General features: G+C 67.7%; 23 protein-coding genes and 2 pseudogenes. 14 read left to right on the forward strand and 11 right to left on the reverse strand.

The features are described from left to right. Window positions 1-445: 445 nt before the first annotated feature. Both ACSHXN_RS35615 and ACSHXN_RS35620 read left to right on the forward strand, forming a co-directional pair. Complete coding sequence (locus tag ACSHXN_RS35615; protein WP_438305094.1) at window positions 446-1,666, forward strand: cation:proton antiporter; 1,221 nt, start codon at window positions 446-448, stop codon at window positions 1,664-1,666. 106 nt (window positions 1,667-1,772) lie between these two features. Then, entirely contained in the window at window positions 1,773-2,828 is a 1,056-nt protein-coding gene (locus ACSHXN_RS35620) for a PucR family transcriptional regulator (RefSeq protein ID WP_438305096.1), read from the forward strand. Window positions 2,829-3,167: 339 nt separating this feature from the next. On the opposite strand, the gene ACSHXN_RS35625 is transcribed toward ACSHXN_RS35620, so the two are convergent. Together ACSHXN_RS35625 and ACSHXN_RS35630 are read right to left on the reverse strand one after the other, a co-directional pair. Next, window positions 3,168-4,697 carry a flotillin family protein gene (locus tag ACSHXN_RS35625; RefSeq protein ID WP_356108823.1) on the reverse strand — a complete coding sequence of 510 codons (1,530 nt, stop codon included), beginning with the start codon at window positions 4,695-4,697 and terminating at the stop codon, window positions 3,168-3,170. An 83-nt stretch (window positions 4,698-4,780) separates the two neighbouring features. Further along, window positions 4,781-5,296 carry a hypothetical protein gene (locus ACSHXN_RS35630; protein ID WP_438305099.1) on the reverse strand — a complete coding sequence of 172 codons (516 nt, stop codon included), beginning with the start codon at window positions 5,294-5,296 and terminating at the stop codon, window positions 4,781-4,783. 446 nt (window positions 5,297-5,742) lie between these two features. On the opposite strand from ACSHXN_RS35630, the gene ACSHXN_RS35635 reads away from it, so the two are divergent. Continuing rightward, window positions 5,743-6,186 (forward strand): hypothetical protein, encoded by a 444-nt coding sequence (locus tag ACSHXN_RS35635; protein ID WP_355130328.1) that lies wholly within the window; start codon window positions 5,743-5,745, stop codon window positions 6,184-6,186. Between the two features lie 593 nt (window positions 6,187-6,779). On the opposite strand, the gene ACSHXN_RS35640 is transcribed toward ACSHXN_RS35635, so the two are convergent. Further along, on the reverse strand, window positions 6,780-7,478 hold the full coding sequence (locus ACSHXN_RS35640) for an SDR family NAD(P)-dependent oxidoreductase (RefSeq protein WP_356108820.1): 699 nt from the start codon (window positions 7,476-7,478) through the stop codon (window positions 6,780-6,782). A gap of 192 nt (window positions 7,479-7,670) precedes the next feature. On the opposite strand from ACSHXN_RS35640, the gene ACSHXN_RS35645 reads away from it, so the two are divergent. Beyond that, complete coding sequence (locus ACSHXN_RS35645) at window positions 7,671-8,687, forward strand: sigma-70 family RNA polymerase sigma factor (protein ID WP_438305102.1); 1,017 nt, start codon at window positions 7,671-7,673, stop codon at window positions 8,685-8,687. 73 nt (window positions 8,688-8,760) lie between these two features. Further along, window positions 8,761-9,528, forward strand: coding sequence for a DUF899 domain-containing protein (locus ACSHXN_RS35650; RefSeq protein WP_355130322.1), 768 nt, complete (start codon window positions 8,761-8,763; stop codon window positions 9,526-9,528). 413 nt (window positions 9,529-9,941) lie between these two features. Here the strand turns inward: ACSHXN_RS35650 and ACSHXN_RS35655 are convergent, their stop codons facing one another. Next, window positions 9,942-10,805 carry a helix-turn-helix transcriptional regulator gene (locus tag ACSHXN_RS35655; protein ID WP_355130320.1) on the reverse strand — a complete coding sequence of 288 codons (864 nt, stop codon included), beginning with the start codon at window positions 10,803-10,805 and terminating at the stop codon, window positions 9,942-9,944. A gap of 103 nt (window positions 10,806-10,908) precedes the next feature. Between ACSHXN_RS35655 and ACSHXN_RS35660 the strand changes: the two genes are divergently transcribed. Continuing rightward, window positions 10,909-11,355 (forward strand): VOC family protein, encoded by a 447-nt coding sequence (locus tag ACSHXN_RS35660; protein WP_355130318.1) that lies wholly within the window; start codon window positions 10,909-10,911, stop codon window positions 11,353-11,355. 93 nt (window positions 11,356-11,448) lie between these two features. Here the strand turns inward: ACSHXN_RS35660 and ACSHXN_RS35665 are convergent, their stop codons facing one another. After that, a complete protein-coding gene (locus tag ACSHXN_RS35665) occupies window positions 11,449-11,811 on the reverse strand; it encodes a winged helix-turn-helix transcriptional regulator (RefSeq protein WP_355130316.1) in 363 nt (120 codons plus the stop codon). Between the two features lie 95 nt (window positions 11,812-11,906). On the opposite strand from ACSHXN_RS35665, the gene ACSHXN_RS35670 reads away from it, so the two are divergent. Next, window positions 11,907-12,788: an NAD(P)-dependent oxidoreductase gene (locus ACSHXN_RS35670; protein WP_355130314.1), complete on the forward strand. Its 882-nt coding sequence runs from the start codon at window positions 11,907-11,909 to the stop codon at window positions 12,786-12,788. A 292-nt stretch (window positions 12,789-13,080) separates the two neighbouring features. On the opposite strand, the gene ACSHXN_RS35675 is transcribed toward ACSHXN_RS35670, so the two are convergent. Then, window positions 13,081-14,022 (reverse strand): helix-turn-helix transcriptional regulator, encoded by a 942-nt coding sequence (locus tag ACSHXN_RS35675; RefSeq protein WP_356292266.1) that lies wholly within the window; start codon window positions 14,020-14,022, stop codon window positions 13,081-13,083. Between the two features lie 168 nt (window positions 14,023-14,190). On the opposite strand from ACSHXN_RS35675, the gene ACSHXN_RS35680 reads away from it, so the two are divergent. The 4 genes and pseudogenes from ACSHXN_RS35680 to ACSHXN_RS35695 all read left to right on the forward strand — a co-directional run bounded on the left by ACSHXN_RS35680 (window position 14,191) and on the right by ACSHXN_RS35695 (window position 17,819). Then, the gene (locus ACSHXN_RS35680) at window positions 14,191-15,096 is read left to right on the forward strand and encodes an alpha/beta hydrolase (protein WP_356292265.1); all 906 of its coding nucleotides are present in this window, start codon (window positions 14,191-14,193) and stop codon (window positions 15,094-15,096) included. 813 nt (window positions 15,097-15,909) lie between these two features. Next, window positions 15,910-16,806, forward strand: coding sequence for a class A beta-lactamase (gene bla / locus ACSHXN_RS35685; protein WP_356292264.1), 897 nt, complete (start codon window positions 15,910-15,912; stop codon window positions 16,804-16,806). 178 nt (window positions 16,807-16,984) lie between these two features. After that, window positions 16,985-17,317 (forward strand): annotated as a pseudogene (locus ACSHXN_RS35690) (transposase); the annotation flags it as partial. Between the two features lie 73 nt (window positions 17,318-17,390). After that, window positions 17,391-17,819 carry a DUF5959 family protein gene (locus ACSHXN_RS35695; RefSeq protein WP_356108793.1) on the forward strand — a complete coding sequence of 143 codons (429 nt, stop codon included), beginning with the start codon at window positions 17,391-17,393 and terminating at the stop codon, window positions 17,817-17,819. A gap of 258 nt (window positions 17,820-18,077) precedes the next feature. Here the strand turns inward: ACSHXN_RS35695 and ACSHXN_RS35700 are convergent, their stop codons facing one another. Continuing rightward, a complete protein-coding gene (locus ACSHXN_RS35700) occupies window positions 18,078-19,262 on the reverse strand; it encodes an MFS transporter (RefSeq protein WP_438305107.1) in 1,185 nt (394 codons plus the stop codon). A 54-nt stretch (window positions 19,263-19,316) separates the two neighbouring features. Between ACSHXN_RS35700 and ACSHXN_RS35705 the strand changes: the two genes are divergently transcribed. Continuing rightward, the gene (locus ACSHXN_RS35705; RefSeq protein WP_438305109.1) at window positions 19,317-20,060 is read left to right on the forward strand and encodes an AraC family transcriptional regulator; all 744 of its coding nucleotides are present in this window, start codon (window positions 19,317-19,319) and stop codon (window positions 20,058-20,060) included. Window positions 20,061-20,231: 171 nt separating this feature from the next. Here the strand turns inward: ACSHXN_RS35705 and ACSHXN_RS35710 are convergent, their stop codons facing one another. The 4 genes from ACSHXN_RS35710 to ACSHXN_RS35725 form a co-directional block, all read right to left on the reverse strand. Then, window positions 20,232-20,450, reverse strand: coding sequence for a hypothetical protein (locus tag ACSHXN_RS35710; RefSeq protein ID WP_356108784.1), 219 nt, complete (start codon window positions 20,448-20,450; stop codon window positions 20,232-20,234). 44 nt (window positions 20,451-20,494) lie between these two features. Continuing rightward, on the reverse strand, window positions 20,495-20,848 hold the full coding sequence (locus ACSHXN_RS35715) for a hypothetical protein (RefSeq protein WP_355130298.1): 354 nt from the start codon (window positions 20,846-20,848) through the stop codon (window positions 20,495-20,497). A gap of 711 nt (window positions 20,849-21,559) precedes the next feature. After that, window positions 21,560-21,700 carry a hypothetical protein gene (locus ACSHXN_RS35720; RefSeq protein ID WP_355130296.1) on the reverse strand — a complete coding sequence of 47 codons (141 nt, stop codon included), beginning with the start codon at window positions 21,698-21,700 and terminating at the stop codon, window positions 21,560-21,562. Beyond that, on the reverse strand, window positions 21,697-22,791 hold the full coding sequence (locus ACSHXN_RS35725) for a 2,4-dienoyl-CoA reductase (protein WP_438305111.1): 1,095 nt from the start codon (window positions 22,789-22,791) through the stop codon (window positions 21,697-21,699). Before ACSHXN_RS35725 ends, ACSHXN_RS35720 begins: the two co-directional genes overlap by 4 nt. Before the next feature lie 95 nt (window positions 22,792-22,886). On the opposite strand from ACSHXN_RS35725, the gene ACSHXN_RS35730 reads away from it, so the two are divergent. Both ACSHXN_RS35730 and ACSHXN_RS35735 read left to right on the forward strand, forming a co-directional pair. Then, window positions 22,887-23,486, forward strand: coding sequence for a TetR/AcrR family transcriptional regulator (locus ACSHXN_RS35730; protein ID WP_355130292.1), 600 nt, complete (start codon window positions 22,887-22,889; stop codon window positions 23,484-23,486). 378 nt (window positions 23,487-23,864) lie between these two features. Beyond that, window positions 23,865-24,457 (forward strand): annotated as a pseudogene (locus ACSHXN_RS35735) (transposase family protein); the annotation flags it as partial. Window positions 24,458-24,573: the final 116 nt, after the last annotated feature.

The following is a 24,573-nucleotide window of genomic DNA, read 5'->3' on the forward strand; positions in this document are numbered from 1 at the left end:
TTCTGGATCTGGGTGTGATGGGGGGACGTCAAATGGATCGACCTTCCCAGTCCGTCGACCTGCCGGTTGACGAGGCATCCTGCCGTCAACCCCAAGCGGCTGTCAGGACCGTGCGCATCGACAACACAGCTCGCGACAGCGTGCCCGATTCGGACGGCGCCGACCCAAGGCGCACACGCCCCTGAATCAGGTCCAAGGTCAGGGCCCTGAATCCCAAGTTGCGAGCGGACGCTGCTACGTCCTTGCCGTCCTGTGTCCCGCCAGGCAGTGAGGGACGCCTGCCACACCGCTGACCTGCTCCCCGAGAACCGCCTCGGTCACGCCGTCCGTTGACCGAGCGCTCCTCGACGCCCACCCGCATCGCCGATCCTGCCCGCAGCACCCGCCTGCCGCAGGCGCCGAGAAGGCGCAGACGCGGTCGCCGACAGCCGGAGGACTGACGCCCGTGCACAACACCGCCGCCATGCTCATCGAACTCGGGGTCATCATCCTCGCCCTGGGCCTGCTCGGACGGCTCGCAGGACGGGTCGGGTTCTCACCCATACCCCTTTACCTCATGGCAGGACTCGCCTTCGGCCACGGCGGCATTCTGCCCCTGCGAGCCAGTGAGGAGTTCGTCGCCACCGGCGCCGAGATCGGCGTCATCCTCCTGCTGCTCCTGCTTGGCTTGGAGTACAGCGCCTCCGAGCTCATCACCAGCCTCAAGACCCAATACCCCTCCGGCGTGGTCGACTTCGTCCTCAATGCGGTACCTGGCGCCGGGATGGCGCTGCTGCTCGGCTGGGGTCCGGTCGCCGCCGTCGCGCTGGCAGGTGTCACCTGGATCTCCTCTTCCGGGGTCATTGCCAAGGTCCTCGGTGACCTGCGGCGGCTTGGCAACCGTGAGACACCGGTGATCCTGGGCATCCTGGTCCTGGAAGACCTCTCCATGGCGGTGTACCTGCCCATCCTTACCGCTCTGCTTGCCGGGGTGAGCCTGGCGGGCGGTGCCGTCACCGTGCTGATCGCCCTTGGCACGGTCGGAGCCGTCCTGTACGTGGCGCTGCGGCACGGCCGACTCATCAGCCGTGCAGTCTCCTCCGACAATGCGGAAATGCTCCTGCTGGTCGTGCTCGGCCTCACCCTCCTCGTCGCCGGCATCGCCCAGGACCTCCAGGTGTCCGCCGCTGTTGGTGCCTTCCTCGTCGGCATCGCCCTGTCCGGCGAAGTCGCCGAAGGAGTCGGCAACCTCCTCACCCCGCTGCGGGATCTATTTGCCGCCGTCTTCTTCGTCTTCTTCGGTCTGTCCACCGACCCCGCAGACATCCCACCGGTTCTGCTGCCGGCACTCGCACTCGCCGTCCTGACGACCTTCACCAAGATTGTCACCGGGTACTGGGCTGCCCGTCGCGCCGGGATCTCGGCCGAGGGCCGATGGCGGGCGGGCGGCACTCTCGTAGCCCGTGGCGAGTTCTCCATCGTCATCGCCGGGCTCGCCGTCGGAGTTGAACCACGCATCGGCTCCCTGGCCACCGCCTACGTCCTGATCCTGGTTGTCGTCGGTCCGCTCACCGCCCGCTGTACCGAGCCCCTGGCCCGCCTCCTCGTCACCCGCACCTGGCAGGAGTCGCCGGATGCCGCCATGGTGACCGAACCCGTCGAGGCAACCGCACATGCCAACCGCTGAATACGCCGGAGCGGTGCCCGCTGCTGCGGCATCGCGTGCGCCCCTGCTCTCTTCACGGCAGTGCCCGAGCACACGCCCGACGACATCCGAACCGAGGGGAAACGACGTGACCATCCCGACCGTCATCGGGACGTTCCTCGATGGCTTCGAACAGGTCCTCTCGGACGCCGCCACCACGGGCCGCCGCCTGACCCGCGACGAGATCGAGTCGCATCGCGCTCTGGGCGCCAGAGCGGCCGAGACCGGACACGGCTGGCGTGATCTTGTGCGCGCCCACATCACCGCCGGCCGCGACGGCCGCCCCGTGGCAGCCGATCCGGTACATGTCCTGACGGTGATCGAGCAGGCAGTGGATGCCTTCGCCGACGGATATGAACGTGCGCAGCGACTGGTCGTCCGCAAGGAGGAAGCGGTCCGGCGCGAATTCATCGACGACCTGCTCCACGGGCGCGGCGATCCCGGCCAACTGGCCTCGCGTTGTGAGCGGTTCGGGCTGCGCCTGTCCCGCGGCCATGCGGTTGCCGTGGCACAAGGGCCGGAGACCTACGACGAGACCGACCGTGTCCCCCGGCAGGTGGCGGACAACTTGTTCGCACGCTTCGAAAGCCGCAGGATCCTCTTCACCACGAAGGACGGGCGGATGGTGTGCATCGCCCCCGGTGACCAGGAAGACGTCCTCATCCACTTCGCCAAGCTCGTATACGCTGCCACCGGCGCCAGCCAAGTGGCCATCGGCCGCCCCCGGACGGGAACCGTTGGCATCGGTCACAGCTACGAAGAGGCCCTCAACGCCCTGGACGTCGCTCAGCGTATGGGCTTCGAAGACCCGCTACTGCGCGCCTCCGAGATGTTGGTCTTTCCCGTCCTGGCCAGGGACCGGCAGGCACTGGTGGATCTGGTGCATCACACCCTGGAGCCGCTGGTGCAGGCGCGCGGTGGAGCACAGCCGCTGCTGGACACACTCACCACGTACTTCGACACGGGCTGTGTGGCTGCTGCAGCAGCCCGGAAGCTGTCGCTCAGTGTGCGCGCGTTGACCTACCGGCTGGAGCGCATCCATACGCTGACGGGCAGCGACCCGACCGACCCCGCCCACCGCTACACCTTGCAGACCGCGGTGCTCGGAGCCCGGCTGCTCGACTGGCCGAACAGACCCCTGTGAGACGGCTCGTCGCCTCCGACGGTATTGCCTGGCTTCATACGGAAGGACAGGTGGACGATGCTCACCGGCGACAACTCGACCAGCGCGGCGACCTCACCGCGGGCGAACCGGATACCACCGGTCCGCAGGCGCCCCATGGCGGCTGTGTTGGCCCGCTTGGCTGGACGGTACCCAGACGACCTTCACCAGCTCAGCGCGTTCGGAACGACGCCGCGCGAGTCGGCACGTCACCGGCTGGTGGGAGTGCCAGGAGAGTGGTGGCGCCTGTCGCAGAAGACCGGACTCGGGGCCCAGCGGCTCGATGCCGGACGGGCCCCTTGTCGCGGTTGGACGCGGATCTCAGCCGATTTCGACCCTTCCGTTGGCCACGGCGGTCGGTGTGGCCGCGGACTGTGTGTCGCTGTTGCGCCGAGTGATGCCCTTCAGCAGCTCGGAGAGGTCGACTCCGGTGCTGGAACTGAGCAGTTCAATGCCCTGGGTCACATTGTCGGCGACGGTCCGTGACAGCCGGCTCGCACCGTCGGTGGAGATGACCGTCATTTTGTCCACTGCGCTCAGCGGCTCGGACGCCTTGGCGACGACCTGCGGCAGTACCTCCACGAGCATCTGCAGTATGGCTGCGTCGCCGTACCGATCGAAGGCGTCGGCCTTCTTTTCCATCGCTGTGGCCTCGGCTGTGCCCTTCGCGCCGATCGCGGCCGCCTCAGCCTCACCCTCCAGCCGGACTGCCTCCGCGATCGCCGCACGCCGGGAGCGCTCCGCCTCTCCCTGCTTCAGCCCTTCGATGGCTTCCGCCTCGGCCAGCGCACTGCGGCGTTGCTTCTCCCCCTCACCGGTGAGCCGGGCCCGCTCCGCCTCAGCCTGTGCGGCAGCGATGCCGGCCAGCCGCTCGGCCTCGGCCTGCTTGACCCGGGCCACACGCCGTGCCTCGGCGTCCTGCTCGGCGGCGTACCGTTGGGCGTCAGCCGGCTTGCGTACCTGGGTGTCGAGCTGGCGGTCAGTCAGCGCGGCCTGCCATTCGGCGACCTTCTCCTGCTCGGCAAGGATCTCCTGCTGCCGGGCAGCCTCCGCCAGCGGCCCCGCGGCTGCCGCACGAGCCGCAGCCTCGTCGGTCTCCGCCTTGATTTCCGCCTGCTTCAGGGCAAAGGTCCGCTGGGCTATCGCGATTTCTTCCTCGGCCTTCAGCCGTGCCTGTTCGGCGGCCCGCCGGGCGACAGCCTCGGCGATGTCGGCTTCCTGCTTGGCGCGTGCGGCTTCCGGGCGCCCGAGGTCCTCCAGGTAGGAGCCTTCGGTGGTGATGTCCTGGATCTGGAAGGCGTCCAGCACCAAGCCCTGGCCGGACAGGCTCGCCTCCGCTTCCTCCGCCACCTGGCCCGCGAAGGCGGCGCGGTCGCGGATGATGTCCTCCACCGACATCCGCCCCACGATCGCACGCAACGCGCCGGAGAGCACCTCCTGGGTGAAGCCGACGATGCCGTCCTGCTGCATCAGGAACCGCTGGGCGGCAGCGCGGATCGAGTCCTCCGTGCCGCCGACCTTGACGATGGCCACGCCTTCCAAGTTGGCCTTCACCCCCCGCAGGGTCACCGCGCCCCGCACCGCCACGGGAATGTGCCGCGAGGACAGAGCAAGGCTGAACTTCTGCTGCACGAAAGGCACGACGAACACGCCGCCACCGACCACGACCTTCTGGCCGCTGTTGTCGGTGAACACCCGCCCGGTGTCCGGGTCGGTGGACTTCTTGCCGCGCCGCCCGGTCACGATGAACGCCTCGCTGGGGCCCGCGACCTTGTAGCGGCTGATGACGACCAATGTGAGAAGGACGAGGAGCACGACGATTCCCGCCACGCCAATAACGACTGAATTCATGGGTATTCCCCTCAAAATCGAAAGAGGTCAGGTCAATGAACGGCGCCGTCGCATCGGTGCAGCGGCAAAGACGGCGGGACCGCTCAGCGCTCTACCAGGCGCACGGACACCGCTGTGGGAGACAGCGCCTGTTCCACCCATACCTCGGCACCGCGAGCGACGGGACGGGGACTCCTGGCCGCGAGTTTCACGGGTTGCCCGGCGAGACGGACCAGTATCTCGCCGTATCCGTCGGCCGGGATTGCGGTCACCACGGCCCCCGATGCACCGATCAAGTCCCCCTCTCGAGGGGCGACTCCGGAGTGATCCCTCATCAACGTGCGGCTGAGACGATAGGTAAGCCAGGCCGTGACGACACCGGCCGGTGCCCCGACGGCGGTCGCTGCCACCGCACCCAGCCCGGTCGTGCCCATGACGATCGCCCCGGAGAAGCCGAGCATGGAGACGAATCCGGCGATCAGCGGCAGCGACAACAGCCCGTCTCCCAGGGCGTGCAGCCCATCAATACTGTCGAAAAGCCCTTCGAGCACACCATCAAAGATGAGCGACAGGGCAAGGAGGACGATCCCCGTAATGCCGAAACCCAGAAACCAGGCCATCCGCGCACACCGCCCCTCCTTGCCCTTCCCCCGGTCAGCACGCGCATCGTCACACGCGGGCATCGGTCGAGACATTGCCTACGTCCGGCAATCTTCGTCCGCGTTCAGTGCCGCGCTCCGGCGGATGCCCGCGGCGGCTCGTCGGAAGGCGGTGGTTCGTTCGGTGGCCATGGCAGGGGCGAATGATTGTCGATGCTGAGCTGCCGCTCGTACGTGCCTTCCGTTCTGCTCATACGTGCAACGCCCACGGCCGCCCCCTGTCTGATCCGGTGTTTCTGTGCACAACCCTCCATGGCACCCCCAACGAGGGATTCGAACTCGGCGTTCGCCGACCTTCCTCTCGAGCAGCCTGGGAGGATGAGACTTGGCCGGTCGCCGGCTCCACAGCGCAGAACCGGTCGGCGCATGTGTCTGCTGGGCGCGGAGCAGCGGAAGGAAACACGATCATGATCGAGTGGGTGCCCCTCCGTCCTGGGGCCCGTCCTGTTCCCGAACCGCTGGCCACGCCATTGGTGTGGGCTGCCGCGTCGTGCGGTGCGCTGCTGCTGGTGACACTCCTCAACGCGGTCGTCGGCCCCGCTCGACCCTCACTCGCCCTCGGCGTTCTGTCCCTGCTCGCAGCTCTGCTGGGAGTGCGTGCCCGCTTCACCGCTGCCCCGGGCACAGCGGCGCTGTGCTGGCTCTTCCTCAACGGCTTCGCCATCCCTCCCGCCGGCACCCTGACCTGGGCCGCACACCGCGACGCGTTCTGGCTCTTCTGCCTGTTGACCGCAGTTCTCCTGGGCACGACACTGGCCCGCCTTCTCCACGCCCGAGCCGCCTACCGCCGCCTCTCAGCTGGAATGGACGCCTCCATGACAGAGACCCACCGCGATGCGCACGGACGATGAGCCATAGGTCGGCAGTACATTTTCCGTTGCCTGCAACCTGAGTCACCCTGGGCAGAGGCGGAGGTTCCGCACCGGTCCTCACTCCGCGGGCCGTGGAAGCGGTACCCGTCGTCCCAGGCCGGAACTCCTGATCCGACGGCACCTCCTTCGACAAGGCCCGGTTGGGGAGCGTGGAAGTGACCCCTGCCGCCGAGGGGAGGGTTGTCCCTCGGCGACAGGGGCTTCTGGCGGAATCCGCGCTGGCGCTCGATGTCAGTGAGGTGTCTGCGGGACGAGGCGAGTTCGACGCGCGCTGTGTGGGAGCAGTGCTGCACGACGTCCTTGGCGAGGAGGAATGGCGCGATGGTGCTGTCTTCGAAGTAGGCAAGTGCTCGGCGACGTCGGCGTAGTCGTGGCCGACGTCGCCGTCACAGGGCGACCGCAGTGGCGCGAGGTTGTGGCAACCCGTGCCGAGCCTCGACGCACGGGCTACGCGATCTCATAGGTCGTCGCAGGCCCGGGCCTTGGCCGATGTTCGTACCGAGGCCTCCGTCGTCGGCCGCAGCAAGATCTTCGTCTCCGAAGGGTTCACCACCCTCTGCGAAACGCTTCGCTCATGAGTCAGCAGACACTCCTTCGAGGAGGGCCGCGTTCTGGCGTTCCAGCGCTTTGACCACCCCGCCGTACCAGCCCTCGGCGACAGACGCGGCCAGAGGGTCCGGGAAGATGTCCTCTTCGCCCTTCTCCACTCCGTCGAAGATGCTCCGCGCGACGGACCCCGGGGCGGTTTTGGGAATGTCGAGCACGCGGGACATGTCGGTGTCGACCGGCCCGCTCAGGACGGCGTGGACCCGTACACCCTGGCTGGTCAGCAGCGCGCGCATCGACTGGGACAGCGAGAACGCGGCCGCCTTCGAGACCGAGTAGGCCGGCATGACCGGCACCGCCGCGACGGCCGCCAGCGACAGTACGTTGACGATCGCTCCCCTCGAAGCGGTCAGCAAGGGCAGGAAGGCGTGGGTCACGCCGAACGTTCCGTACAAGTTGACGGCGAGCTGTTGCTCGAGCGCGGCCCGATCGCTGAGGTCTTCGTAGATCGCCAGCCCGGCGTTGTTGATGAGGATGTCCAGCGATGCGACGCTCTGGACGGCCGCGTGAATCTGTTCCGCGCTGGTCACGTCGAGAGTCAGTGGCGTGACGCGCTCGTCCGAATGAGTCAACGGCCGGCGCGTACCCGCGTACACGTGCTTCGCACCCCTGCTCAGCGCTTCCTCGACCAGCGCCTGCCCGATACCGCGGTTGGCTCCGGTCACCAGAACTGTCTTGTCAGTGATTGACATGCGTCCTCCTAGCTGTGCGGACGGTCCGCGTACTCCCGCCGTCCGAGTCGTCGAGGATGCAGACGTCGCACGGTCGCGAAATCGGGTGCCCGCAAGGCGCCCAGTTCGGACCTCGGCCGACGTCCATACTCCGAACGCCACACGTGCGGGAGAGAGGTAACGCGAGTGAGGACGGCTACCACCGACATGATCACCAGGGCGCGAGCCGGGGACGGCGACGCGTTCCGGCAGCTGACCGAGCCACACCGCAGGGAACTACAGGTGCACTGCTACCGGATGCTCGGCTCGTTTCAGGACGCGGAGGACGCTCTTCAGGACACGCTCCTGTCCGCCTGGCGGGGCATCGGGGCGTTCCAGGAACGTGCCTCGATCCGCACCTGGCTGTACCGGATCGCTACCAACCGGTGCCTCGACGCGCTTCGTTCGGCGAACCGCCGGCCGGCCGCACCGTGGGACGTCTCCGAGATCGAACCGCCCGAGCCGACCCGGCTCGGGGAGGCTGTCTGGATCGAGCCGTTCCCCGACGCCCTCCTTGAAGGTGCGATCAACACCCCGCTCGGCCCGGCGGCCCGGTACGAACAGACCGAAGCCATCTCCTTGGCATTCGTGACCGCACTTCAGCTCCTGCCGGCCCGCCAGCTTGCCGTGCTCATCCTGCGCGACGTACTCGGCTACCGCGCCAAAGAGGTCGCCGACATGCTGGACACGACCGTCGAATCGGTGACCAGCGCGCTCAAGAGGGCCCGTGCCGGGCTGCAGCGCCACCAGCTGCCACCGACCGGCAATCACGAACCGCCGCCCGCTCCCGGCTCCGCCGCCGAACAGGCGCTCGTGGCGAAGTTCACCCGGGCGTACTCGGCCGGCGATATCAACGCCTTGCTCGCCCTGCTGACCGACGGCATCTACCTCTCCATGCCGCCGATCCCCCTCGAATACCACGGCCGTACCGACGTGGCCCGCTTCTACGCCACCGTTCTCCGTCCGGACTGGACCTATGACTTCGTGCCGACACGCGCGAACGGCCAGCCGGCGCTCGGCACCTACCTGCGCGCCTCGGCCGGAATCCGCCACGGAATCGGCCTCGTTGTCCTCACCCTCAGCGGCGACCAGATCTCTGCGATCACCCGCTTCGACGCCGGCGTGCTCCCGTCGTTCGGCCTGCCACGCTCACTCCCGCGCTGAACTCGGTTCTGTCACTCGGGCCGGAAGGACCCTCAGGGCTTGCCCCGAACAGCCAAACCGGAAAGGCATCACAATGAACACACCGCCGATCGTCTCGCCACAGGAGTGGCAGGCTGCGTGGCAGCAACTGCTCGTGAAGGAAAAGGAGGTGACCCGCGCCCGTGACGCACTGGCCGCCCTGCGACGGCGAATGCCATGGCAGGCCGTGGACAAGGCGTACGCGTTCGAGGGACCCGAAGGCAAGGTGAACCTGCTCGACCTGTTCGAGGGGCGGCGTCAGCTGATCGTCTACCGTGCCTTCTTCGAGGTCGGCGTGGACGGCTGGCCCCACCATGCCTGCCGTGGCTGCTCCATGATGGCCGATCACGTCCCCGACCTTGCCCATCTGAACGCCCGCGACACAACGCTCGCCTTCGCCTCCCGTGCGCCGCAGGCGGACATCGAGCGCGTGAAGGCACGGATGGGCTGGAAGATGCCGTGGTACACGATTGCCGGCGACTTCGACATCGACTTCGGCGTGAACGAATGGCACGGCACGAACGCATTCATTCGCAACGGCGACAGCGTGTTCCGCACCTATTTCATCCACAACCGCGGCGACGAGGCATTGGGGACCACATGGAGCTACCTCGACATCACCGCGCTGGGACGCCAGGAACAGTGGGAGGACTCACCGGAGGGCTACCCGCAGACCCCGCCCTACGAATGGTGGGACTGGCACGACGCATACGGCGAGCACACACCGTCGCGGTGGTTCGGAGACCCCGACCCGGACCATCCCAACGACCAACGGCCGCCGCGTGTCGGCGTGGAAGACCGCGGCCGGCGTACGGCTGGCTGATGTAGACGGCCTCGAACCGGAACGCCCCGCCTGTCACGCACCGCACTCCCGTGGAGTAGTCCCCGAGCAGATGAGCTGTGGTGGTGCCGCGTCACGGTGGTGTCCTTCAGCGCGGCTGTCCCTGGCAGCTGCCACTGGAGGATCGGGTTCGAGGAGCGGGTGTTGCGGGTGGCGGCTTACTGACGCACGAATCTGATGTTGCGGCAGGCAGCGCCGCACAGATCAGGCGCTGAGCGTTCGTCGGCCCTGGTGGGCGGCTGACGGGGTGCCGGTCGCGGGGCCGGTCCGAAGCTGTTCCACGGATAACGCCCTCGTGTGGCCGGTGGTGAGGTTGGTCAGGGCTGTCTGGCCTTGCGACCGTCCTGACCGACGATCACAGCCCTCGTAGCAACCTGATCACCGGGTTGCTCCGCTCAGGCGATAGCGGATCTGGAGGTGCCCGATACCACTGCCAGACGGAACTTGGTTTCGTCCTCGGTATCGGGGGCTGCGGAGAGAACGACGATCTTGCGTTCCGCGTCGCCGTCGGTCAGGACGTCGCAGTCCACCGCGATCGGCCCGGTCGCCGGGTGCTGGACGATCTTGTGGTCTTCCCGGTGTGCGCCGACCACGCCGGAGGCCCACAGCTCGGCGAAGCGCGGGCTGTCCGTCGTGAGATCCCGGATCAGGCCGGCCAGGCGCTCGCTGTCCGGGAACCGGCCCGTGGCGCGGCGCAGGTCGGACACGACGGAAGCCTCGACCTCCGGCCGGCTGAGCGAGGTCACCGGCCAGTGCGACAGGGAAGCTGCGTCTCCGTCGGCCGGGAAGGTGTCGCGAGCGAAGTTGCGCCGTGCCGGAGGCACTGAGGACGGGTCGCCCAGCAACGCCGCCCAGCAACGGTTCCACCAGATGAGCTGCCAGTCCGCGGCGAACACGGCAGCTGCGGAGTCGCCGAGCCGGGTCAGCATGCGGCGCAGACCGGGCGGGATGTGGTCCGAGACCTCCCCGCCGCCCGGAGGGGCAAGCCCGGCCAGCCGGTAGAGATGATCCCGCTCGGCGTCGGTGAGTTGCAGGGCGCGTGCCAGCGCTGCGGTCACCTGCGCCGACGGAGTCACATGGCGTCCCTGCTCCAGGCGGACCACATAATCGACCGAGATCCCCGCGAGCTCGGCAAGGTCCTCCCGGCGCAGTCCCATGACCCGGCGCCGGTGACCGCTGGGCAGGCCCGCTGCGTCCGGTGAGAGACGACCGCGCCAGGTGCGCAGCATCGGGCCGAGTTTCGCGACGTCAGCGGTCATGAGACCGATGGTCGCACGCGACGCCACCCCGAAGGTGGTAATGGTTTTCCTACCGAATCCCTCTCTCTGGTCGCCGGCCCGGCGACCGACGACTCTCATGGACATGACCTTGACGTTCTCCCACGACCACGTGGGCATCACCGTTACGCAAGAGGACCTCGACCCCACCATCGCGTGGTATTCGCGCAACCTCGGATTCGATGTCGAACAACAGTTTGAGTCCCACGGTACGACGTTCGTCTTCCTCAGCGCAGGCGACGTGAAGATCGAGCTTCTTGCGGGCGCGTCGAACCGGGGCGCGGCGCCGACCGACAACATCCTCACGAGCATGCACACGTCGCGCCTGCATCACTTCTGCCTGGCCGTAGCAGATCTCGACGTGGCGCTGTCCCGGCTGCTCGAGCTCGACGTGCCGCTGATCGGCGGTCCCATGGACATACCAGCAGCCGGCCGGCGTATCGCCTTCATCACCGACAACGTCGGCACCATCATCGAGCTCAGCGACCCCGGCACACGGATCTCCGGCCGGGAGGCAGAGGCACAAGAGTGAGCGGCGCAGACTTGATCGGGCCCCGGGACAGCAGGGCGTCGTCGACGCTGACGGTCTGCATCACCGGGCTCGTGTCCGAGCCGAGCACGCCCTCTAACCCGCCCTCCCCTGCTGCCCACGACCGGTCGGGCGCTCGCGTCCCCACGCGGCCAGCGGCCGGAGTGCGTCGTCGAGGCGCATGCCGTCCTCGGTCAGCGAGTACTCGACGCGGGGCGGTACCTCGTCGTAGGAGAAGCGGTGCACGATGCCGTCCGCTTCCATCTCACGTAGGTGAGAGGCCAGCACCTTCTCCGTGATCCCCGGAAGCAGCCGACGCAACTCGCCGAAGCGCCGGTGGGGATGCTCGTGGAGCGCCCAGAGGATCAGCACTTTCCACTTGCCGCCGATCACCTCCATCGCAGTGTCGATCCCGCAGGCGTGTCCGTCTGGTGCGCCCGGCCGGTTCAGCGTCGTCATGCCCACCCCTCTGACGTGCTCGCTCACCCCGGGGTAACCACCCACTCCAAAGTAGGTACTTGATCGCCTCCGGGCATGTGACCAGCCTAATCGGCATGGCACAGAACACTGTTGAGAAGACCTCCGTCACCCTGCTGGGCCTCGGTGCGATGGGCACCGCACTGGCCCGTAGCTGGCTGACCACCGGCCACCTGCTCACCGTCTGGAACCGCACCCCGGCCCGCGCCGCGGCACTCGCCGCCGAGGGGGCGAGCGCCGCGGACAGCGCCGCCGAGGCGGTCGCAGCGAACACCCTCGTCGTTGTCTGCCTGTTGGACGACGCCTCGGTCGGCGAGGCGTTGGCCGGCACCGACCTGGTCGACAGGGACGTGGTCAACCTGACCACCAGCACCCCCGCCCAGGCCCGCGCCCGCGCCGACTGGGCCCGCGAACGTGGCGCCCGGTACCTGGACGGCGGAGTCATGGCTGTCCCTCCGATGATCGGCGTCCCGGAAGCCGGCGGCTACGTTTTCTACAGCGGTTCGCGGGAGCTGTTCGAGCGACACAAAGAGACCCTGGGCGTCCCGGCCGCCACTACCTACGTCGGCGCGGACGCGGGCTTCGCAGCCCTGCACGACGTGGCCCTGCTCAGCGCCATGTACGGGATGTTCGCCGGGACCGCGCACGCCTTCGCCCTGATGCGCAAGGAGGACATCGACCCCGCGTCGCTCGCCCCGCTGCTCGCCGACTGGCTCGTGGCGATGGCCCCGGCAGTTCACCAGACCGCCGACCATCTGCGGAGCGGCGACTACACCCATGGTGTCGTATCCAATCTCGCCATGCAGGTGGCCGGCACGCCGACATTCCTGAGTACCGCCGAGCAACAGGGCGTCAGCCCGGAACTGCTCCGCCCCTACTTCGAGCTGATGCGGCGCCGCCTGGCCGAGGACAACGGCGAGGAGGGCCTGACGGGCGTGATCGACCTGCTGGTGCACTGACGAGCCACGCTGAGTCGCCGCACACGCTCTGCGCCCCCTGCCGGCGGGTGCCCCGCGGGCGACGGGGAAGGCGTTCGGTGACGCCGAGGGCCTTGCCAAGGCCCTCGGCGGTCGGAGGTCCGGTGTGCCGCTGCTCGCCCAGGCTCCGCAGCGGTGGGAGGTCGGCCGCGTCGACCACTTGGTGACGTCGGCCGCAGTGAGACCAGGCCCTTGAGGGGCGTCCGCGCAGCTGCCGCAGTCCCGCCGACGCTCGGGATGGTGACAGCCGCGCAGACGTCGAGCGCCGTCCGCCTCAGAGCGTGGCGGCTGACCGTCCGCGGCTGATCAACAGCTGGAGGCGGTTCAGGCGGTCCGCGGTTTCCGTGCCTGGCACGGGTTGGAGCATAAGAAGTCGTTGCCGGGACAGTGGACTGGCGAGAACGACACAGTCCAGATCGAGGTGGCCCACGTGCTGGTTGAACACGATCTTGGTTGAGCAGTGCAGTGTCGACACCCGGTGCTGATTCCACATCTCGTCGAACTCCGCGCTGGCTTCGCGCAGATCGGAGACAAGTGTTGTCGCGGCAGGATCATGGCCGCGCTGGGCGACTGTGGCTCTGAGGTCGGCCACGTACGACAGGCTGGTCGCCTCTTCCTCCTGCGGTGACGCCGAGCGCAGTACGGAACGCCAGTGCGCGGAGGTGAACCACTGCCAGGTCAGGTTTCTTTGATGGCCGGGTCTGTCCGTGAACGAGCCGAGCAGTGCGAGGTTCAACGGGTTCTGCGCCACGACATTGGAGAGGTCGTCGCAGATGGACGCAGGTGTGGTGGCAGCCACCGCGTCCATTGTGTACGACAGTCCCGGGTCGATGTAGTGCGGCGGCTCGGCCGGCGTCGGAGGCGCCTGTCCGGCCAGCAGATACAGATGGTGCCGTTCGTCGGGTGTCAGCCGCAGGGCGGTCGCAATGCCGGCCAGCATCGAGGCCGATGGCTGTGGCCCGCGGGCCTGCTCGAGACTTTCGTAATAGGCGGTGGACATGTTGGCCATCGCCGCCACCTCGTCGCGGCGCAGCCCGGGAGTCCGACGCCGGGTGCCGGGGGCGAGGCCGAGGTCCTCAGGGCGCAAGGCCGCGCGGCGACGGCGCAGGAAGTCCCCCAATTGGATCCGGTCTGTCAATTGAGTGCCCGGGGTGGGCCTCAAGACCGCGTTTGCACCGCCGATCGGGTTGATGGCCGCATCGAAAGGGTTCTTCATGCATCGCATCGTCGCACTTGGGCCGTCGTATTGTGCAAACGGGCTGACCGGCGACCTGACTGCCGCCCGATTTATCCACCGCTCGTCAGTACGTGGCTGAGCCGTTCCTTCATCAACTTCACATGATTACAGTCCTGCTGGTCCCAGTTGTGTTGATGGATACGAAGGATGAGAGAGAACAATATGGATGCCACGCCCCCCGTCGTCCTCGTTCATGGTTTCTGGCACGGGAGTTGGTGCTGGAGTCTGGTGAGTGAGCAACTTGCGAGCCGTGGTGTTGCCTCGGTTGCGGTGGATCTCGACGGACATGGGCTGAAGAGCCGCTCGCCTCAATCACTGTGGCGGCGTCCTTTCGACGCCGGTGCCTTTGCCCTGGAGCCCTCACCGGTAGCCGGGATCACCGCGTCCTCGGCTGCCGCGAGCCTGGTTGAGCAGGTGCGGCGAATCGGAAACGGCCGGCCGTGCCTGGTCGTGGCGCACAGTATGGGCGGCACCGTGGCCACCGCCGCCGCGGAACAGGCGCCGGAGCTGTTCGCCGAACTCATGTACGTAGCGGCGTTCGCCCCTGTCAGCGGGATGCCGACAGGGCAATACATCAGTATGCCGGAGAACGCCGGGGAGTTGGTGGCGAGCGGACTTTCGGCAGACCCGGCTTCCGTCGGAGCGCTGCGCTTCGACACGGGCGACAGCGATGGGTGGGCCGCCATCCGCGAGACGTTCTACAACGACGAAATCGACGAGGCGACCGCTGTGGCGGCCATCTCGATGCTGACACCGGACGCACCTGCCGGGGTTGCCTTCGAACCGATCATCGTGACCGCCGAACGGTACGGTTCGATCCCGCACAGCTATGTTGTCTGCGCCCGGGACAATGCGATACGTCCCGAGTTGCAGCGCCTCATGGCGCGGGAGATCGACGATATTTCGACTCGGCCGACGACGGTTGTGGAATTGGATTCCTCACACTCGCCGTTCCTCTCCCAGCCGACCGCCCTCGCGGAGATCATCCAGGCGGCACACACGGCGATACATCGGAGTAAGCGGTCACAGCGGTCACGCACTGCCGGGGTTTGACGCGGCCCGGGCACGGCCTGGGCACCTGTGGACGTGCTGCCGGCGGTCTGAGGTCTGACGGGGGAGTGGCCTTGAGGACACCGAACACCTCACCGTCTTCGCAGGCCACCTGCGTCGCTGAATTGGGCGCCCGGTGCTCGGCCGGTCGTGATCGAAGGCGTCGTACTGTTCGGCGACGAACCGCACACCACCAAGCTGATCGTCCTGACCATGCTCGCCCTCACGACCGTAAGGAACGCAGCGCAGCCCAGTGGCGTGAGCCTTTCTCCTCCGCCGGATTCCACCTGGACCGCATCGTTTACACGCCTGATGACTACCCTTCATCGAGGCACTTCCGCGCTGACTGGCAGATCCGCCACATGGTGCGCGAAGGAGCGGCTCGGTCAGTCACTGCCGAGCCGACTGTGCAAGTGTCGGCGCCACAGTCTCAGTCACCGCGATGGGCGCGCCGTGGTGCAGTGCCCGATCGGCCTCTCGTGCCCGGTGAGCGGCGGCTGCTCGGGCGCGCGATTCCTCTGCTCCTACGGCCACAGGAGCTCATGGATCCTCGCGGGGACCACGGACCGGTGGTACGGATCCGGTTCTGCCGTCTGCCGTCTACGCCGTCACCGGCGGTGTGCAGACCAGCGAGGAGGTGACCCTGTGGTCCCGCACTTTCGGCAGGGGCGGGCGGCTTCTCGAGGCGCTCGGCCGATTCGCGGTCAACGGGTTGGCCACTCTGCCCGGTGGCGACACGCATCGCGTCCAGGGCAGGCTGATGCAAACCGTGCATCGTCCGAGCTTCACAAGTGAACAAGCAAGGAAAGGAATGTCGTGCTTCCGGCTCGTCGCACCGCCTCACTCACCATTCTCGCTGTCGGTCTCGCACTCACGTCGGCTGCGGGAACAACCGCCTCCGCAGCCAGGCCTGTTCCCTCACACACTCCGGTAACTGTCAGCCGCTCATTCCATGAACTCGAGCGCGAGTACGATGCCCGCCTCGGGGTCTGGGCACTGGACACGGGAAGCGGACGGAACGTCTCCTGGCGCTCCGGAGAACGGTTCGCCTACGCCTCCACGTACAAGGCGCTTGCGGCGGGCGCGGTGTTGCGGCAGGAGTCGGCCGATCAGCTGGACCAGGTGGTCACGTACTCCAAGGGCGATCTGGTCAGCTACTCACCCGTGACCAGTGAGCACGTCGACACCGGCATGACGCTAGGGGAGCTCTGCGATGCGGCGGTGCGGTACAGCGACAACACCGCCGGAAACCTTCTCCTTCGTCAACTGGGCGGACCCGCAGGGCTGGACAGAGAGTTGGCTCGGCTCGGGGACCGTACGACGCACGTCGACCGGTATGAACCCGAGCTGAACTCAGCCGTGCCCGGCGATGTGCGCGACACCACCAGCCCGCGGGCTCTGGGCAACGACGTGGAAAAGTACGCTCTCGGTGACGTACTGCCGAAGAGTCGGCGCGAGGTCCTCGACCAGTGGCTGCGGGAGAGCACCACCGGAGGGACCTTGATTCGAGCCGGGGTGCCTGAGAACTGGACGGTCGGCGACAAGTCCGGTGCCGGGGACTACGGAACGCGCAATGACGTCGCCGTAGTGTGGCGGCCCGATCGGGCACCTCTGGTGCTGGTGGTGATGTCGTCCCGCCGGACACAGGACGCCTCCTACGACGATGCGCTGGTCGCCAAGGCTGCCGGGGTGGCAGTCGAATCATTGAGGTAGAGCCGGGCGGCAGTCGTGGCACGGCTGCCGGTTCAACTGCTGGTGGTGGTAGGCGGCATGGGTACGGGGTTGGAGAGGATGGCGTGCAGAGGTAGGTTGCCTGATCCTCGGACCAGTGGTCCTTCCTCAAGTCGGCAGGCACGATGCGTTCCGCCGCCGCGGGTCGGTCGAGCCGGGCGGCGGCAAGTTCCCCAGGGCGGTCAAAAGGATCAACGACGGCCAGGACCAACTGCTGGCGTACTACGGCTTCCCGGTCGGGCACTGGACCCACCTGCGCACCACGAACCTCATTGAGTCGGCCTTCTCTGCTGTCCGGCTGCGGACCAAGGCGACCACCCGCGGCGCCGGCTCCCGTACTGCCGCCGCCCTGGCCATGGTCTTCAAGCTCGTCGAGTCCGTCCAGCAACGGTGGCGGGCCGTGAATTCGCCCCACCTCGTCGCCTCGGTCCGCGCCGGAGTGCGCTCCGCAAGCGGATACCTCGTCGAACGCCCCGAAGCCCACGCAGCCTGACGCACCTCAACCCAGGCTGTGTCCGTGCCGACGGTTAGTCTTCGGCGACGTGCGCGAGTCGGGAGGGGCAGTCATGGTTGAGGATCCGATCGACCTGATCCGCCTGGAGGGAGATGGCAACAGCGTCATTCTCCGGATCACGGGGAAGGAGGAACGGAAGCGTCCCACCGAGGCCGATTGCCTGGTCGGGGAGTTCGTGGTCGATACGCCCTTCGTCCGTGGCGCCCTCGAGACCTGGGTCTTCCCCGAGGACCTGCGGCAGTGGCAGCAGGCTCTCGACTCGCTCGACGCGGGACAGGACCTCGCCTGGCGCGAGGGACAACGCGCCCCGTGGCTGTTCATCGAACTCGACGAAGACGGCCGGTGCCAGGTCACGATCAACGACAACTCCATGTCCCTCACGACGATGACGGTCACCGTCCCACTGCCCGACGCCTGGTTCGACGACGCATACCGACGCCTGGACCTGGTCTGGGAGACCTGGCCCATGACCGAGGACTGAACCATCGCCAACGACCGAGATCGCCACCTCATGGGGCTGGAGACTCGCCACGGGCTTGATCCACAGGCCTTGAGGTTTGATCTACAGGCCTTGAGGTTTGATCTACTAGGTTGTCTGGCCCCCGTGTTGTCAGCCGATTGCACGCAAGGCACCGCTCTGTCCACGCAGCCCTCCGGTCCGAGGGTGGTGGCTCTCTCGGCACGGTTCATCGATCTTTCGCTTTCAGGAATGCAGGACGGAACCGAAATCCCCCGGTTGCTAGCTCTCGGCAAGCACCGGCTCCCAGGCGCTGTCGCTGTCGTGCCGATGCACGGCGGGCTCGGGCAGTGTGCGGAACATCAGCCAGCTCAGCGCGGGCATGACGATCAGCGGGGCCAGGGCGGTCTGCAGGGACGTTGCGTCGGCGAGGGCGCCGATCGCGGGACTGGCCAGTCCTCCGATGCTGACCGCCAGGCCGAGCGTGATCCCGCTCGCGGTGCGCACCCGGGACGGCAGGTAGTCCTGGCCGAGCGTGACCTGGAGGGAGAACGGGATGTACAGGCCCACCGAGGTCAGGGCGACGAACACGTACAGAGCCGGTCCCGGCACGAACACCACGCCCGCCACCGCCGCAACGCTCACGAGGTAGGACCAGGCGGAGATCGTCACCCGGTCCCATCGGTGCGCCCAACTCCCTCCCAGCACCGAGCCGACCACGCCGCCGGCGTACAGCACGAACAGTGCCGCGGTGCCCGCCACGGAGTTGCCGCCCATGCGCTGCGTGGCGTAGAGGGAGACGAACGCGCTCAGGCCGACGAAGGTGATCGAACGGAAGACCACCGCCAGCGAGAGCCGCACGAACGACGCTGCGTCATCGCTTCCCGTCGGCGCCGCCTTGATCGTCCCGTCGGCGTGCATGCGCCGCAGGGCCCGCAGCGCGGGCAGACACAGCGCGCTGCCCGCGAGGGCCGGCAGCACCAGCAGCGGAGTCCAACGCAGTCCTCCCGGACCCACGACGGCCGCCACCAGCAGCGGAGCCAACGCGAAGCCGACGTTGCCACCAGTGGAGAACCAGCCCATGGCGCGGTGACTGCCCAGGCTGGCGAGCCGTGCGACCCGCGCGGATTCGGGGTGATAGGCGGCCACCCCGATCCCGGAGATCGCCACGAACAGCAGGGTCAACCCGTAGGAATGGCTCAGCCCGCTCAAGGCAACACCGGCCCCGCCCAGCACTGTGGCGAGCGGCAACAGCCACGGCATGGCCCACCGGTCGGTCAGTGCGCCGAACAGTGGCTGCGCAATCGACGACAGCAGTGAGGCCGCCAGGATGAGACCTGATGCCGCAGCGTAGGTGTAAGCACGTTCGGAGACGAAGAACGGCACCAAGGCCGCCACGGCTCCCTGGTAGATGTCGACACAGGCGTGACCGACGGACAGAAAATTGATGGATGTATTCCTTCGCATGCAGTCATGCTGCGAGCCTCACCCGGTGTCGCGCTTTCGATAAACTGCCACATCATGAAGGAAAGCCGCCACTCTGTCGACACCCCGACATACACCCGGCAGCTGCGTTCGGGTACCGGGATCGACGCCCACCGGCACGACGACCACCAGGTGGTCTACGCGGCCCGGGGCGTACTGTCCGTGACGACCGAGGCCGGCACATGGATCGCTCCGCGTACGCGTGCCATCTGGGTGCCCGCGGGCACCGTCCACGAGCATTACGCCCACGGTGACACCCAGCTCCATCTCCTGGGAATCGCCGTACGCTACAACCCCCTGGAGCTGGACAGGCCCGCTGTTCTGGCGGTCGGCCCGCTACTGCGCGAACTGATCATCGCCTACACCCACACCCCCGACGACCGAAGTCCCGAGCGCGACCGCCTGCACGCGGTGCTCCTCGACCAGCTACGGGCTTCCCCTGAAACGCCGCTCTATCTGCCGACTCCCGTTTCCCCACTGCTGCGGGACCTGTACGGCATCCTGCGCGACGACCCCGCCGACAACCGCACCCTCACCGAACTCGGCCAGCGGATCGGAGCGAGTGACCGCACCCTCTCCCGCCTCTTCCGCAGCGAACTCGGGATGACCTTCCCCCAGTGGCGCACCCAGCTGCGCCTCCATCACGCTCTCATCCTCCTGGCCGACGGAATACCCGTGACCACCGTGGCCCACCAGTGCGGATGGTCGTCGGCCAGTACTTTCATCGACGTCTTCCGCCGCACCTTCGGCCACACCCCAGGAACCCATCTCGAAACCTGATAACCGGCCCATCTGGCCGGTTGGTTACAGGGCCAGCTGCACGGCGAGGCGGCCCTCCGACGAAGCGCAGGGCAGGCGGGCCGGGCCGGCGCACCCAAGGCGCTGGTGAGGGCACGGCCCACCGGCCTGGTCCGGGAGGACAGGACGCGAGGACGTACTGCTCGCGTTCGCCTACGCCGGCGACCCGCGCCACTCCGGGTGATCGGCCGCTGCGGCTCCGGTGCCGTCGTACCGTCGACGGGCACCCGCATCCTGTCCGCTCAGCAATTCCGCTGCGTGGCGCTGAGTGTGCAGCGCGGCGAGTTGCGCCTCGGCGACGACGTCACCGCGTTCTCGTATCAGGTCCTCGTAGATCGGCAGGTGATCGTTTTCCGTTGAAACGCGTGTCATGTTGGCCCAGTCTCATTGCGATCGATGAAGAGCCCGGTCCACTGTCAGGCTCGGTTGAGCCGGGCAGCGATCCCGTGACCGATCAGCAAATAGATGACGGCAGGCAGGCCATAATTGAGGACAACGCGTACGCCTTCTGTGTCCATTGTGAAGATGTCCTGTGCCCACCAGGACAGCCAGTTCGCCGTGCCTCGCACAAATTCAACGAAAACATTCGCGCGGTTCGCTTCGAGCAGGAACAGCATGATCCACAGGCCCAGCAGGGCCGCCGCAGTGTCGGCGATCGTGCAGATGGCGATGGCCGTACGCCGCGTGGTGGCCTGACGGCGCGCCGCGTGGTCCGGGCCCGGGGGCTCGTTGTACGCCCGGTATCCAGGAGTTGGGTCGAGGTTGCTCACAGGGAAATCCGATCTCACGTGGTGCAATGTCTGCACGCTCGGGCCGGGGTGCCGAAATTCAGCCGGTTCTGCACCCTGCTTCTCCCTGCTTCTGCGTTCCGCACGCACTGCGGTGTTACACCGCCGTTCGAGATGCCTCAAATGTGGCTGCCTATGTGAGCACTTGCCCATATGTTCACGCGTCAGGGCGCTTTTCCGGACAGGATGGAGGGGTGTGTTTCGGGTGCCGTCACAGTCCTCGGCCGTCAGTTTGCATAATTGGTTGCCAGGTTATGAAGTAGACCGGTGCGTCTCTTCACAGGGGTGTCGGTTTCGAAACTTTCTCCCGTCCCCTGTGGCTCTCCTGACGTGCGATGTGCCGTCGGCAAGGCCGCGGTGCCCATCCTCACGGTGCATCGGTGTTCTCCCTCCGGCTGGGCGGCCGAGCGCACGGCTCCACCGGTCTGCGCATGCGGGGAGTCATGGGTGCCGATCGGGCCGATCCTGCCGCCCCAGCCCGAGCGTTCTCCCGGCCCAGGCTGGTGCCCGATCGGTTGTGCCTGCAAGGCGTGGTCCTCAGGGCGGTCGGCGTCCGCTGAAACGCCAGGGACCGGACGGCGCGGTTCCGATGAAGCCGCGCCGTCGACGCGCAGAGAGCCGTCCAGGTGTCGGCCTGTCAGGCGCTCAGTGGGGGGATGCCGGCCATGCCTCGCCCCTGCCGCTCACGATCACTCACAGAGCAGCCTGTCCCGGTGAGGACGAGGGAGTGATGCCGACGGTCAGCGTGACGAGCAGCGTGGCGGTCGACCGGAAGGGCCCCAGGTGGTCGCGGTGAGCGAAGAGCGCCTGGGGCCCTTCCACTGGCACGCTCACGCGGCGCTCTGCGATGTGGACAACCAGGCGCGGTAGCGGCGCAGCGCCCGTCGCTGCTTGCGCTGTTCGGAGATGAGGGCGAACGCGGGGTGGGTGTTGGGCGTGGGCCGGCTTCCGCGGGCGATGCGGCGCAGCTGGTGGCGGACCTGTGCCATGCCGGCGGCGGAGGCGAGGGCCTTGTCGGACCAGTTGACCGACCGAAGCTGCTCGTCGGCCTCGCGGCCCTGGCGCCAGCGGTCGGGCAGGTCCGGAGTGACGGCGAGGGCAGTGCCCATTCCGATGATCGCCACGCCGCTGTCGAGGACTCGTTCCGCGGTGTGGCGCTGGGTGATGCCGCCGGTGAGCATCAGCGGCAGCGGGCTGGTCTTGACCAGGTCTTTCGCCAGGTCGAGGAAGTACGCCTCGCGGGCCTGGGTGCGCGCGTCGGCGGGGCGGCCCGACATCGCCGGGCTCTCGTAGCTGCCGCCGGACAGTTCGACCAGGTCGACACCGAGCGGTTCGAGCATCGCGATCACCTGGCGTGCGTCGTCGGCGTCGAAGCCACCGCGCTGGAAGTCGGCGGAGTTGAGCTTCACCGCGACCGCGAAGGACGGGGAGACGGCGGCGCGCGCGGCGCGGACGACGTCCAGCAGCATCCGGGCCCGGTTCTCCAGCGATCCGCCCCACTGGTCGGTGCGCTTGTTGACCAGGGGGGACAGGAACTGCGACAGCAGGTAGCCGTGCGCGGCGTGGACCTCCACGCCGTCGAAGCCCGCCTGTTCGGCACGCCGGGCCGTGACCGCGTACCGGGTCACGGTGGCCTGGATCTGCTCGGGGGTCATGGCGACGGGGCGGCCGAAGCGGTTGCTGTGCTTGCCCAGGTCGACGGCGACCGCGGACGGGCCGGTCAGTGCCTGGGCGTGGACCATGACGTTGCCAGTGATCAGGAGTCCGGTACCGCCGACGGCCCAGCGCCGGTACAGACCGAACAGCTCCTTGTCCGGGAGTTGGCCGTCGCCGGCCATGTTCTCCTCCATGGCCGCCTTGGCGATCCGGTTGTTCAGCATGTGCCCGGAGCGCAGGGACAAGGGCGAGAACAGCTCGCTGGTCATCCGAGTTTCCCTCTCGATCTGGATCGCTTAGCATGTATACAGCGTTCACATTAGGGCGACGATGTAAGCAACGTAAACATGAGGGAGTGTGAACTATGTCGCAAGCGGGCGGCACCTATCACCACGGCGATCTGCGCGCCGCCTGTCTGCGCGCCGCGCGGGAACTGCTCGAGGAGGACGGCAGCGCCGGGCTGTCCTTGCGGGCGGTCGCAAGGCGGGCCGGCGTGTCGGCGACGGCTCCCTATCGCCACTACGCGGACCGTGACGCGCTCGTCTCCGCGGTCGCCGCGCAGGGCTACCTCGAACTCGCCGAATATCTGGCCGCGGCGCATCCCTCACCCACGACTCCCGACGAGCTCGCGGCGGTCGCCGTCGCCTACGTCCGCTTCGCGCTCGAACGCCCGGCGCTGTTCCGGGTGATGTTCGCAGAGCCCTGCGATCCGAACAGCGAGGAACGGCTTGCCGCGACCACCGCAATCTCGGAATACGTGCGTCGTATTGTCCGTGGCGCCTTCCCCGGCGCCGACGTGGAGGCGCTGTCGATCACGGTGTGGGCCCTCGTCCACGGCCTGGCGTTCCTGCACCTCGATGGCAAGCTCGACACCTCGACCCCCGACGTGGTTGCCGCCCAGGTGCGCGCCGCCGTCCATGCCTTGTTCACCGCCCCTGCGGCGCTGTCGCAGGCGAGGGCATAGCAGCTCGCGCGCCATCCGCAGGGGCTGGCGAAGAGGCTTGCTGTCCTACGGGACGGCTGGTCTACGACCCCGTGCTTGCCAACCGTGAGGCGACGATCGCCACGAAGTGCTGCAAGAGGGCGAACGGCAGCGCCTGCGTCTCGTCGAACAAGAGCTCTGCCGGCTTCTCCTCCTCCGGGGTCGTAGTCAACCACCGTCGCGGCTGCCGGTCCGGGAGCCCGTGAGGCAGGCATGGCAGGGGTTCCGCCCGGAACCCTGCGGGCCTCGTTGAGCTCGAAATAGGCGCCCTCCTGTCCGCCGGCGCCGCAGCCACTTGCGGGCCGTGACCCGCGAAACTCCCATTCTCCGCAGCGACATGCACGATGGGACGCCCGGAACGAGCGGCTGCTGAAGGCGGTGCGGGAGCGGAGCGGCAACGGGCCGCGAAAGTGGGCGGCCGTGGTGTCTGCCGCTTGCTGACCGGGTGGCGACGGTCTACTACCGAACGAACCTCACCATGCGGCAGCTTGCTTCGCTGTTCGGCATCTCGGCTGCCACGGTGTGCCGGGTCATCCAGCGGCTGAGGCCTCTCCTCGCGCTCGAGCCGGTCTCACAGCCCGTCGATGCCGCAGACCAGCTGTGGATCGTGGACGGAACACTGGTCCCGGTCCGTGACCGCAAGGTCGGCGCCTCGAGCCGCAACTACCGGTTCTCCGTAAACGTGCAGGTCATCATCGACGCCGACCCCCGCCTGGTCGTGGCCACCGCCCACCCGGCCCCGGGCAACACGGCTGACACCCACGTATGGGGGGACTCCGGCCTGCCGCAGCACCGCCGAGGCGTCACCGTGCTCGGCGACGGCGCCTACATCAACCCCGGCCTCGTCGTCCCGCATCACAAACGGCCCGGCCGATCCCTCTTCGCCGTCGAGGAGGCCGACAATGCGGCGGCGCAGGCCAAGGACGGTTATCGGCCGGTCGATTGGCGGGCTTCTGCCACCACGCTCGCCGACCTCGCGGCAAGGTTCGCCGTGACGGCTGCCCAGGCCCTCACCTTCTTCTGCCGCACTTCCGGCACGTGCGGGTCATGGAGAGGAGCCGGAGGCGGA

This window comes from Streptomyces sp. HUAS TT11 (assembly GCF_051553595.1).
GTDB lineage: Bacteria > Actinomycetota > Actinomycetes > Streptomycetales > Streptomycetaceae > Streptomyces.